The organism is Parafrigoribacterium humi, assembly GCF_040227205.1.
GTDB lineage: Bacteria > Actinomycetota > Actinomycetes > Actinomycetales > Microbacteriaceae > Parafrigoribacterium_A > Parafrigoribacterium_A humi.
This window is the reverse complement of record NZ_JBELOA010000008.1, coordinates 1-11,929: the sequence shown is the minus strand read 5'-3', so window position 1 is coordinate 11,929 and position 11,929 is coordinate 1. Positions and strand designations below refer to the sequence as shown.

Below are 11,929 nucleotides of genomic sequence, written 5' to 3'. Positions count from 1 at the left end.
GACTGCCGGGAACCAGCCGCTAACACGGCCCTACAACGAAAGGTGCAGGCGCAGCGCGTCATCGAGCTGCGCCATGAGTTCGGCAGAGAGCGTCGCTATCTGATGCACAAGTCGATCCGTGCTGATCGAACGAACCTGCTCCGCTCGCGCTTTCGAGTGCGCGGGGAGGCCGGTCAGCTCCCGCGGAAGCAAGGTCTGAAATGGATACACGGTACGGACGTTTGTCGTGACGGGAACCACGGTGACAACACCACGGCCACGCCGGTTCGCTGAGTCGTTCGCTGCATTGCTGCTGACGACGACCACCGGCCGTACTTTGCCTTGCTCCGAGCCAACGGCGGGATCGAGTGAGGCGAGATGCACTTGGCCCCGGGCAATCCTCACTCGGCTAGTCCATCTGCCGCGACCGCATCCCAGAGCGCGTCTTCGCCGGACTGTTCCCACTCGTCCCACGCAGCCGCATACGAGTCGGTCATGGTCGACTGACGCAGGAGGCTGACCGCTGCGCGCAGAGCTGACGATCTCGAGGCGTATGCGCCTGATTTCACCTGCTCGTCAACGAAGGCCACGGTGTCCTGCGGGAGGCTCACGCTGAGTTTCATAACCCTATGCTACCCTAGTCATACCTTAGTAGCACCTTACCATTCTTGGTACTACCAACTTGCACGATCGTGCATAAACTACTCACAAGCTCCTCTCCGCAACCTTGATCATGCAAAAAGCGCATGACCGTGCACATTTTGCTAGATTAATCGACCACAGCGCGCTAGCCTCGGTGGATCAGCACGATCGTGCACCTTGGAGGCGCAGTGAACTCAAGCAAACCCGCTGATCTGGGCCGGACGATTGCCCTGCGCAGGAAGCAGCTGGGCGTCACCCAGGAAGAACTTGCGGCACTTGCCGGCGTCTCCGTGCGCTTCCTCTCCTCGCTGGAGCGCGGCAAACCCACCGTGCGCCTCGATACGCTCCTCGCGGTTCTCGACACGCTCGGGCTCGAACTGCGCACCGTCGTGCGAGGCACGGCATGACGACCGAGCGCGCGGATGTCTTCAAGGCCGGACGCCACGCAGCGACCCTGGCCCGCACCACCGGGGGCGTTGAGTTCAGCTACCTGCCCGACTACCTCGGTTCAGCCGTTGCCACCGCCATCGCATCGACACTCCCGCTCACCGACCAGCCGCGAGTGACTGCGGCTGGCGCCGTACCGCCGTACTTCGCCGGTCTCCTCCCGGAGGGGCGCCGCCTGACCAACCTCCGTCAGACCATCAAGACTTCCGCCGATGACGAACTCTCGCTGCTCGTGGCCGTTGGTGCCGATCCGATCGGCGATGTGCAGGTGGTGGCAGCCGGTGACCAACCCGGCGATGTCGAAGCTATCGCTACTGTCGAGAAGAATTTCAGCGACATCCGCTTCTCCGATCTTCTGCGAGACGCCGGAATCATTGACCCCATCGGGATCGCGGGGGTGCAGGACAAGGTGTCGGCGCGGGTGCTGTCGCTACCGGTACGCAGGGCCCACGAACGCTTTATTCTCAAGCTCGACCCACCCGGGTATCCGCACGTTGTCGAGAACGAGGCATTCTTCATCGCGCTGTCCGCACGCGCGGGAATTCCCACGGTCGACGCAGCTGTCGTGCGCGATGTCGAGGGGCGGCCAGGCCTGCTCGTCACTCGATTCGACCGGGTCGTTCACAACGGCGCGCCCACGCGACTCGCTGTGGAGGATGCCTGCCAGGCTCAGGATCTTTGGCCAGCCGACAAATACAACACCACGGCGGAGAGAACCGCGCAGGCGCTCATCCGCCTGTGTGCAGCAGAAACCATTGCGGCGCGCGATGTGTTCCGCCAACTCGTGTTCGCGTGGCTCACCGGAAACGGCGACGTTCACGCCAAGAACCTCTCCGCGCTCACCCACCCCGATGGGGAGACGCGCATCGCACCGGGGTACGACCTGCCCTCGACGGTTCTCTACGGTGACAAGACTCTCGCCCTGTCCATAGAAGGCAAGCGCAGTGGCTTGTCGCGTCGGTTGTTCCTGCAGTTCGCTGCGAAGTTGGGCATGCGTGAGAAAGCGGCTGGTGACATCCTCGACCGGCTGCTCGATTCGACAAGCAACCTCGACGATGCGCTGTCGGATGCTGCCATTCCCTTCGACAACGCGATCCTGCAGCGCGCGAGGCGCGAGCTGACGTTGCGCAGAAAGCAATTGCTGTAACCCGTTCCGGTCACGTCGACCAGCCTTAGGATTGACTTCCCGACCGAGAGGGGCTCCGTGGAGGAGATCGACCCACAGCAGACGGCGCAGCACCCGATGGCGGTGCGCGGCTTCGACCGACTGCTCACGACGCAGCGGCCGGTCGTGCTGGCTCATGTGCGCAGCATCCGTCGACGCAACCCGGATGCGACACCGGAGCAGGTCATCCGCATCCTGGAGCGTCGCTACCTCGCCGCGGTCACGGCGGGCGGTGCAGGCGTCGGGGCGAGCGCGGTCATTCCTGGAGTGGGCACCGGAATCGGATTAGCGCTTACCGGCGTCGAGACGGCCGGGTTCCTCGAGGCCAGCGCGCTCTTCGCACAGTCCGTCACCGAGATCCACGGCATCGCCGTGACCGACCCCGACCGCGCACGCACGATCGTGATGGCGATGATGCTCGGCACCTCGGGCAGCGATCTCGTGAAGAATCTCGCGGCGCAAGTGACGGGTGAGGGCGTCACTCGAACGAAGTTCTGGGGCAGCGTGATCGGGCGGAACGTGCCGCAGGCATTCATGGGGCAGATCGCGGACGGCGTGAAGCGATCGTTCATTCGGCGCTTCGCCCGCAACACCACGACCGGGGCCATCGGACGGGTCATGCCGTTCGGCATCGGTGCGGTCATCGGCGGCACAGGGAACCACCTGCTCGGGCGCAAGGTCGTCGCGAGCTCACGGGAAGCGTTCGGGCCGGCCCCGCTCACCTTCCCGCTGAATCTCGAGGCGGGAGTGCGGGTACTGCGAGTGCGCGACGACGGAGCGCAAGTGGGTCGTATCGCGAAGATTCGGGGTCGACTCACTCGTCGGTGAGGTCTCGATACGTTCGTGCCTCGTTACTCGACCGGTGGAGATGCCAGTCGACGGGGGCTGAGCCGGGCGATCAGTCGTCTTCGTCGTCTTCGTCGAAAGGGTCGGACTCCCGGCTCCGGCGATCCTGCGCGTGTACGAGCGCGTGCCGCTCCCACTCGGTGATGAGCGCCTCGACCGCCGCATGGAACCGCTGCGTCGTCACTCCGGGCGTGGTGTCGCCAAAGTGCCGCTCCACCCAGAACTCGAGGTTCTTGCGCGCCCCCTCGTCGTGCTGCACCCGGTCCACGAGCGCGAGCACGTTCGACGCATCCCGGCTGTGCAGCCACTCCGCCGAGCCGAGGTAGCCGTTCTCATCGATGTCTGCCGTCGCGGCCACGGGGCGAGTGACGAGCAGTGGTTTGCCCACCGCGAGGCGGTCGTAGACCATGGCGGAGACATCCGTGATCGCCACATCTGCCGCGGCAAGCTGCCAGCCCAGGGTCGGGCCATTGTCGTACACATGCTGGGCAGAGGCATCCCGGGCATTCGCGGCCGCAATCGCCGCGATGATCGCCGCGTTCGCACGCTTGTACTCGGTGTCGAGAACGCCGGTTCGCGGATGCGGACGATAGATGAGCCGGTGCCGCGGGCTCGCGAGCACGGCACCAGCCAGCGCCTCGCCGTGGGACACGATCGAACTGTAGGCTGCGGCATCCCGATCGCCCTCCCAGGTGGGCGCGTAGAGCACGACCGTGCGGTCGTCGGGGGTGTACGGCAGTGCGCCCGCGAAGTGATCGGCCTGGGGGCGTCCGATCATCATGGTGCGGTGCTCGACATCGAAGTCCCAGAGCTTGCGCGAGAGCCGGTCGCGCGCGGCCTGCCCCGCCACGAGGCTGTAGTCGTAGGCCTTGAACTGGTTCGTGGTCATGTACATCTTGTCGCTCTCACCGTGGTTGATGAAAACGTGCCACATGCGCCCATAGCGCATCATCTGGAAGTTCTTCGAGTTCTGGTTCACGTAGAACACGATCCTGAGATCCTGCTCGGCGATGAAGCCCTCGAGGTCGGCGATCGTGCGGCGGTAGACCACCGGAATCGGTGACTCCTCCAGGAGCGTGAGGGCCGCCGTGGGCGAACGTGAGATGATCGCCACCGGATGCTCCTGCGCGAGCTCGGCGAGCGGCGCGTACCACTGGCGGATCTGGTACATGTTGACCTTCGCATCCGCGAAGTACACGGCGATCTGGATGCTGCCGGCGGCCGGGCGAGGAAGTTCGAGCCTACGCAGCGCGAGTTCCCGGCGCGCGGCCCGGGAGTGCATCAACTTTCGGACGACCTTCACGGCGGTTCGAAGGTCTTTGCTTAAGCTCACTCGTCGATTAAACCAGCCATTCCTATGAACCAGCTTCATCTCTCCCAAGGAAGGAACAGTGCGCGCTGCTAGGCTCAAACCGATCAGTTCAGCACGCACGGCGGGGACTCTGCCGCCGAAGTCGGAGGGTGCACACGAGTCGTGGCCGGCTTCACATTCGCCAGGGGAAACGCGAAGAAGCTCCTGTCCGCTCCCTTGTATGCCCTCGGCGGCATAGCCAGTCTCGTTGTGCCACGCCGCCGCGGCAGCTGGGTGTTCGCGTGCGGCTCGGGTCTCGGTGAAGGGTCGCTCGCTCTCGCGCTCCACGCAGCACACGAAGACCCCGCGCTCTCAATCACCTGGCTCGCTCGCGACGCAGACGAGTTGCGCCGTGCGCACGCACTCGGGCTGCCGAGCGTACTGCGCTCGAGCTGGGCAGGGTTCGGGCGCACCCTGCGCGCCGAGCTCGTCGCGGTGACGCACGGCCTCGGGGATGCCAACCGGTTCGGCACGCGCGGCGCGTTCATCGTGCAGCTGTGGCACGGCATCCCGCTCAAACGCATCCAGCTCGACTCTCCCGTCACCTTCGGTGGCCCCGCGGTGCTGCGGCGCGTGCTGCGAGGCCTCTACCGGCGGAACGCGGCGTCGATTCGGATGCTGCCCGCGGCATCCGAGTACTCCGCGGCTAGGCTGCGCACCGCCTTCGGCCTCCCCGAGAACCGCGTGATCGTCACGGGCGACCCGCGTGACGACGTGCTGCTGGCCGGGTCGGAGGAATCGCGCCGCGCGGCCGCCCGCGAGTTGCTCGCGCGCACCCTCGGGGAACTCGGGGACTCCCGCCTGCTGCTGTACGCACCGACCTGGCGAGATGGCGAGGCCGACCCGGGCGTCCCGAGCGCGGTGGAATGGCAGGCGCTGGCCAGGTATCTCGAGGCCACGGACTCGCTGCTCGTGCTTCGTCCGCATCCGCACAGCGTCGGCGCCTACGACGGCGGACCGGCCGCCTCCCCCAGGATTCGGATGCTTACCGCGGCCGCGCAGAACGACGTCACCCCCGCGCTCCCCGCGATCGACCTCCTCATCACCGACTACTCCTCGATCGCCTACGACTTCGCGCTCACCGGGCGGCCCATCGCGTATCTGGCGCCGGACGTGGAGCGCTACGTGGCGACGCGCGGACTCTACGAGCCCTACGAGAAGTTCAGCGGCGGCACCGCCGTGGCGTCGTGGGCAGCGCTTCTGAAGCTGCTCGCCCGGCTCGACGACGACCCGCAGACCCGGCGTCGTTTCGAGCTCCACAGCGAGCGCCTCGCGCTGGAGTGTCACAGCTTCCGGGACGGCGCGAGTACTGCCAGAGTGTATTCAGAAATACTCGCGCGACTGAGAGAGCCGTACATGACCGCAACGCCAGTCGGCGCCCCGATCACCGCGGATGCCCTGGTGCTGCACGCGGGTGAGAATCCGACGCTCGAGATCGAGGGAACCGGTGCGGGTCCCGCCTCGTTCGCGGTTGTCGGCGCGCGCATCCGGCTCACGGCATCCGTGGTTCAGAACGGGGGCCGCTGGACCGCGACGGTGCCGCTGCGGAAGTCCCGCTGGGGCAATGCCGCCGCGGCCCCGCCCTCGGGCACCTACCGCTTCGAGCCACCGCTCGACCTCTCCGGTGCCCTGCCCAAGGCGGCCCTCGTACCCGGCCAGTTCAGGATCGCCTTCGACGCCGCGGACGGCACGGTCGCGATCGCCTTCTCCGCTCCCCTCACCGACGAGGAGCATGGCAGGGAACAGCAGGCGAGGCTCGAGGCGACCTACCGGGGCACGGACTACGAGCCGCTCAACGCGGTGCTCTTCGAGAGCTTCTACGGACAGAACGCGTCGTGCAACCCGCTCGCGCTCGACCGGGCGCTCGCGATCGCGCGGCCGGACATCCCGCGGTACTGGGGTGTACGCGACGCCTCGGTGACGGTGCCCCCGGGGTCGATCGCGCTTATCGAGGGCAGCGAGGAGTGGTGGCGCATTCGTGGCTCGGCACGGCTCATCGTCATCAACGACTGGCTGCGCAACCGCTACCGCAAGCGCCGCTACCAGTCGGTGCTGCAGACCTGGCACGGCACGATGCTCAAGCGGCTCGCTCTCACCCGCCGCGGACTGCGACCGAGAGCCGCTCTGGCGACGCTGCGCGAACGCGCGCGCTGGAGCATCCTGCTGTCGCAGAACTCCTATGCGAGTCGCATCTTCCGCCGCGCCTATCTCTTTCGCGGGCCGATCTGGGAAGAGGGATATCCGCGGGACGACGTGCTCCTGACCGGTGATGCCGCGGTCGTGCGCGCGAAGCTCGGGATACCGGATGGCACGAAGGTGCTGCTCTACGCCCCCACCTGGCGCGACGACCGCCCCGGCCACGTCGACCACCTCGACGTGTCGACGTTCACCCGGAAGCTGGGCGAGGAGTATGTCACGCTCATCCGCGGCCATTCCCGCAGCCTGCAGCCCGGAACCGACGTGCACGCGGGCGGCGTGATCGACGTGACGAGCTACCCCGACGTGTCGGAGCTGTTCCTCGTCGCGGACGCGCTCATCACCGACTACTCCTCGGTCATGTTCGACTTCAGCGTCACCGGCAAGCCGATCTTTTTCTTCACACCCGACCTCGATCGCTATCGCGAGGTGCTGCGCGGGTTCTACTTCGATTTCATCCCCGTGGCTCCCGGCCCCGTCGCGCGCAGTGCCGACGACCTGGTCGCGCTTGTGCGCAGCGCGGATGCCCGTGGGGGCGAATACGCGGAGCGGTACGCCGCGTGGCGGGAGCGCTTCAACCCCCGCGACGACGGTCACGCGGCCGAGCGGGTCATCGCGCGCGTACTGCGCGAAGGCCTGCTGCGCTGAGGCGGGTCGCTCAGATTCCGGTGCGGGAGGTGTCGGTGATCTCGCGCGCGCCCCGCAGGAGCGCGACGATGAATCCGGTGCCCCAGCTCAGGTGCATCGTGGGCAGCACGAGCAGGAACAGCCAGCGGTTCTTCCACGCCGCCACCTCATCCTGAACGAGGCTCACCCAGAGGATCAGCAGCAGGTAGGCGATCGGAGCCAGGTAGACGACACTGAGGACGAGGCCCAGCCAGCCGTGTAGCACGCCCGTGAGCTGGAGCACCGCGACCACGAGGCTGACCACGACCGCGAGAACGAGCAGCGGCGGTGCGAAGAAGCGCCACGGATTGCGCCCACCGTAGCGACGCACGAGTTCGCCGCGCCACACGCCGGTGGCGAAGAACTGCCTGGCGAGCTTACGCCAGTTCTCGCGCGGCCAGTAGCTGACCTCGAGGCTCGGGTCGAACCAGACCAGGTGCCCTGCGGCGCGGATGCGCAGGTTGAGTTCCCAGTCCTCTCCACGGCGGATCGACTCGTCGAAGAGACCGACCTGTTCGAGGACCTCCCTGCGAAATACCCCGAGATACGCGGATTCCGCCGGGCCCTCCGTGGCTCCGCCGTGATAACGCGCTCCTCCGAGCCCGAACTTGCTGTTGTAGGCGCGGGCGACGGCGGATTGGAACGGGGTCTTGCCTCTGGCGAGCATCACGCCGCCGACGTTGGCGGCTCCGGTGCGATCGAGGGTCTCGACGGCGGCGCGGGTGTATCCGGGCTCGAGTTCCGAGTGCGCGTCCACCCGCACGATGATCGGGTTGGTGCTGGCTGCGATCGCGAGGTTGAGGCCGACCGGGATGTCCACATCCGGATTCCGCACGGTGCGGATGCGGGCGTCTGCCTTGGCGAGGCGCTCCACCAGCTCGTCGGTGCCATCCGTTGACGGCCCGAGGGCAAGCACGATCTCTTTGTCGCCCTCATAGTCCTGGGCAAGAACCGTTCGCACGGCGTTCTCGACGTAGGAGGCCTCGTTGAGCACGGGCATGACGTAGGAGATTCCCGGCAGGGCCTTTCCTGTGGCGGTCATGTAATCCAATGCAGTGAGGTGGGTGGATGACGAGCCTACCAGCAGCGAAACGACGGCACGGAAACCCCTGGTGCGGGGTTTCCGTGCCGTCGTCTGCGCGGTTCACGCCTACTTCAGGGCGCCAAGCGTGACATTGACCGTGTAGGTCTTGCCGTTCCGCACGTAGTTCAACTGGGTCTTCGCGCCCGCGGCGAGCACTCGCACCTGCGCGGTGAGGTCGGTCTTGCCGCCGATCGGGACGCCGTTGAAGCTCGTGACGATGTCGCCCTTCTGCAGGCCGGCGGTCGCCGCAGCTCCGCCGCTCGTGACATCCACGATGCTCGCGCCGACGACGGAACTGTTGGCGGTCGACGGATCATCCGCGACATCCGAAACGGATGCCCCGAGCAGGCCGTGCGTTGCCTTGCCGCCCGCGATGAGCTCGTTCGCGATGCGCTTGGCGAAGTTGGACGGAATCGCGAAGCCGACGCCGATGCTGCCCGAGGCCGAGGACCCGGAGGATCCTGACCCGGCGCTCGCGATGGCGACGTTGATGCCGATGACCTTGCCGTCGGTGTCGAGCAGCGCACCGCCCGAGTTGCCAGGGTTGATCGCCGCATCGGTCTGCACGACAGCGAGGGCAATCGAGCTCTGCGCCGTGCTCTGCTGCTGGCCGTTGTTCGGCGTTCCGAACTGCCAGAAGTCGAACGGGCCGTTGCCGTTGTTGTCGTTGTTGTCGTTATTGTTATCGCCGTTGTTGTCTGGCACGGCAGAGGACGCGATCGTGATGCTGCGGTTCAGCGCGCTCACGATGCCGTTGGTGACCGTGTTCGACAGGGCGAGCGGTGCGCCGATCGCGATCGCGGTGTCACCGACGTTCAATTTGCTCGAGTCGGCGAACTGCAGCGGCTGGAAGTCGTTCACGCCATCGACCTTGACGACAGCGAGGTCGGAGATCGGGTCGGTACCGATGACCTTGGCGTTGTAGAGGTGCCCGTCCGAGGTCTCCACCTTGACCTTGGCATGTGCGACCTCACCGTCGAGCGTGACGACGTGGGTGTTTGTGAGGATGTAGCCGTCCTTGCTCAGGATGACACCGGATCCGGTGCCCGCCGAGTTCGTGCCCGTGACGCTGATGGTGACGACCGAGGGGGTGGCCTGAGCGGCGACCTTGGTGATGAGGGTCGCGTTGTCACGGTCGTTGACCGTGATGTTCGCCGGGTTGACCGCGGTGCTCGTGGTGGCCTGAACGCCCTGGTTGCCGTTCGTCGCGAGCGCGTAGACGCCCGCTCCGGCGACACCACCGACGAGAGCGCCGACCGCGAGCGCGGCCACGAGGCCGACTGTCCTGGAGCGGCGCCGCGAGGCTGCGGGTGCGGGAGCTGCCCAACTGCGTGCCGGGCCGGATCCGGTGGGCGGTCCGGCGGGGCTCGTTGGGGCTGCTGCCTCGGCCATTGCCGGCGGAAGTTCTGCGGTTGGCTGTTCTGAAGTGGATTGGGCCGCGGTTGGCTGTTCTGAAGTGGACTGGGTCTGCGCGGGCTGCGCTGCGGCCTCTGCCCGCACTACGCCCCCTGTGGCCTCTGCCTGTGCACCCTCTGCGGCGATGGGTGCTGCCTGCTCTGGGGCATCTGGGCTCGGCGTGGTCTGCTCGGGAGCCTGACCCTGAGTTTCCGCTGCAGTCGCGGGAGAAGTCTCGGCGGGGATTCCCGCTTGGGCTGCGTCTTCTGCTGGTGTGGAGCCCTCGTTCGGGTCCTGTGGAATGTCGGTCATGTGGTGCTGCTCCTTCCAAGCGCTGCTAGCATCCATCGCCAACCTGAACATTCTATTTGCGCGTGCTGTGAGCGTCCCGACGGAAGACTTAGAGCCTCCCTCGCCCCGGCATCAGCATCCCGGGCCGCGTGGAGGCACGCTGCAATCGCGCTCGACGAGCACCGTTTTCGCGTCGCCCGCGATGGCGTGCAATCGGTTCGCCGGTACTGCGAGGGTTCCGACCACCGGCACCCAGATTGCGCCCGCATATCGGTACTCGGCGGTGAAGTAAACGGTGAGGTCGATGTCGTAGCCGCCCGGCTGCGTGTAGACGTGGCTGGTCGGGGTTGGGTCGAACTCGCGGATGCCCAGGGCCGCCCAAGTGGAACCGCGCGTGCTGAGACTCGCAGCCTGGCCGTCGCCGTAGCTCCAGCGATACCCAACCGGGGTGAAACGCACGGATGCCTGTTGGCCGAGCAGCTCGCCGCTCAGCACCTGAGACTGCGCCGTGGCGTAGAAGTTGGTGTCGAGGCCGACGATCATCCACCCGTTCGGCTCCATGTGGTCGACACCGGGCGCCGGTTTGAAGTTCACGAGGTCGGAGATGTTCACCGGAAGCGTGACCGTGTAGTAGTCGCGCGGCTCCCTGGTGTTCGGCGGTCGCGGCGGAGGAGGCGGCGGTGCGTCGGCTGCCTTGCCCGTGCCCTTGCCCGCGCTGGACCCGCTTCCGCTGCCAGGCGTGCCCTTCGACGCCGAGACGTCTACGCCGCCGTTGTTGATTTGGGCGGTTGCTTCGGGGCAGCCCGTTGTCTGCGATTCCAGGAAAGAGCACGGATCCAAACTGTGAGCTTCGGATCCGACGGGGCTCATGAGAGCGCTGCCGAGCAGCAAGACAGTCAACGCAGTCGAGATGCTCAACACGACTTGTCTCCCCATGGCCGCTTAAGGGACAAAAGGAGCCCAGTATTCGCACCAGCACTCCCGTCAAAAGTGGCCTCATAGAGGACTCGGTTCGGCCGATCATTCCTCACAAGCGATTTACCCTCATGATCGATGACGTCGACTCCAGAGACGTCCTCGCACACGTACACCACCACGGCATCGGCGTCATTTTGTTGCAACTTCACCTGATCGAATGTGGTCCCGCCTGAACTGTGAATTCCGTCTTTCTCAACGCTGGCAAAGCCGCGGAGATCTGCCTTCAGCTGTTCCCCCGTCTCAACGGTTGTCAACCGATCTGCATTGACCCCGCCGTCCATAAATATCTGGTCGGCAATCTTCAGATACGCGGCATAGGCCTTCGTGGCGGCGGCGAGGGCGTCCGCGTCGGAGGCGAAGAGCGGCTTCACGGTCGAGGTGGTGTGCGGCGTGACGACGGGGCTTGGCTGTGCGCATCCGGTCAGCAGTAGTGCGCACGCGGCGACCGCGAGCATCCCGGTCACGGCGCGTGCGCGCTGTCGAGGGAAAATTCGCATAGCAAAGACGGTAGGGCAATCCTGCCGAGGCTGCAGGGATTTTCCACAGGTCCCGCGTGGCGGTTCCGGCGGCCCTCGCGTTGCGGCAAATCGTGGGTGTGGGAGTTTCGCACCCACATTTTGCCGCAATGCGCGGGGGCGACGCGGGCCAGTGGCAGCGCGGAAGTCAGGGGCAGGCACGACAGGTCTCGATACGTCCACGGGCAACTTAGTCGACCAACGACACGGCGACCTGCTCGAGCAAGGGCGCAGAACCTACTCGGCCAGCGGGACGGGGCCAGCAGGACGGCGACCTACTCGACATTGAGGATAGTGGTGGTGGTTCCGGGGCCGGTCTGACCTGCTACTCGACAGACTCGCTCTTGGTGATGTCATTCGCTGGATTTGTCGGC

11 protein-coding genes are annotated in these 11,929 nt (G+C 66.1%); 4 read left to right on the top strand and 7 right to left on the bottom strand.

The features are described from left to right. Positions 1-30 precede the first annotated feature (30 nt). Positions 31-363, bottom strand: a complete 333-nt coding sequence (locus ABUA28_RS11760) for a type II toxin-antitoxin system PemK/MazF family toxin (protein ID WP_349904373.1) — start codon at positions 361-363, stop codon at positions 31-33. Positions 364-380: 17 nt separating this feature from the next. Continuing rightward, positions 381-602, bottom strand: coding sequence for a ribbon-helix-helix domain-containing protein (locus ABUA28_RS11755; protein ID WP_349904372.1), 222 nt, complete (start codon positions 600-602; stop codon positions 381-383). A 207-nt stretch (positions 603-809) separates the two neighbouring features. Here ABUA28_RS11755 and ABUA28_RS11750 point away from each other — a divergent pair, with 207 nt between their 5' ends. Genes ABUA28_RS11750 through ABUA28_RS11740 form a run of 3 tightly spaced genes read left to right on the top strand, consistent with a single transcriptional unit; the run spans position 810 to position 3,061 of the window. Then, positions 810-1,028, top strand: coding sequence for a helix-turn-helix transcriptional regulator (locus ABUA28_RS11750; RefSeq protein ID WP_349904371.1), 219 nt, complete (start codon positions 810-812; stop codon positions 1,026-1,028). Beyond that, a complete protein-coding gene (locus ABUA28_RS11745; protein ID WP_349904370.1) occupies positions 1,025-2,215 on the top strand; it encodes a type II toxin-antitoxin system HipA family toxin in 1,191 nt (396 codons plus the stop codon). Before ABUA28_RS11750 ends, ABUA28_RS11745 begins: the two co-directional genes overlap by 4 nt. 57 nt (positions 2,216-2,272) lie before the next feature. Further along, positions 2,273-3,061, top strand: coding sequence for a hypothetical protein (locus ABUA28_RS11740; RefSeq protein ID WP_349904369.1), 789 nt, complete (start codon positions 2,273-2,275; stop codon positions 3,059-3,061). Between the two features lie 70 nt (positions 3,062-3,131). On the opposite strand, the gene ABUA28_RS11735 is transcribed toward ABUA28_RS11740, so the two are convergent. Further along, positions 3,132-4,412, bottom strand: a complete 1,281-nt coding sequence (locus tag ABUA28_RS11735; protein ID WP_349904368.1) for a CDP-glycerol glycerophosphotransferase family protein — start codon at positions 4,410-4,412, stop codon at positions 3,132-3,134. 141 nt (positions 4,413-4,553) lie between these two features. Between ABUA28_RS11735 and ABUA28_RS11730 the strand changes: the two genes are divergently transcribed. Then, on the top strand, positions 4,554-7,274 hold the full coding sequence (locus ABUA28_RS11730; RefSeq protein WP_349904367.1) for a CDP-glycerol glycerophosphotransferase family protein: 2,721 nt from the start codon (positions 4,554-4,556) through the stop codon (positions 7,272-7,274). A gap of 10 nt (positions 7,275-7,284) precedes the next feature. Here the strand turns inward: ABUA28_RS11730 and ABUA28_RS11725 are convergent, their stop codons facing one another. The 4 genes from ABUA28_RS11725 to ABUA28_RS11710 form a co-directional block, all read right to left on the bottom strand. Beyond that, on the bottom strand, positions 7,285-8,334 hold the full coding sequence (locus ABUA28_RS11725) for a glycosyltransferase family 2 protein (protein ID WP_349904366.1): 1,050 nt from the start codon (positions 8,332-8,334) through the stop codon (positions 7,285-7,287). Positions 8,335-8,442: 108 nt separating this feature from the next. After that, the gene (locus ABUA28_RS11720; RefSeq protein ID WP_349904365.1) at positions 8,443-10,083 is read right to left on the bottom strand and encodes a S1C family serine protease; all 1,641 of its coding nucleotides are present in this window, start codon (positions 10,081-10,083) and stop codon (positions 8,443-8,445) included. Positions 10,084-10,194: 111 nt separating this feature from the next. Continuing rightward, entirely contained in the window at positions 10,195-10,902 is a 708-nt protein-coding gene (locus tag ABUA28_RS11715; RefSeq protein ID WP_349904364.1) for a PKD domain-containing protein, read from the bottom strand. Between the two features lie 74 nt (positions 10,903-10,976). Then, a complete protein-coding gene (locus ABUA28_RS11710; RefSeq protein ID WP_349904363.1) occupies positions 10,977-11,504 on the bottom strand; it encodes a hypothetical protein in 528 nt (175 codons plus the stop codon). Positions 11,505-11,929 lie beyond the last annotated feature (425 nt).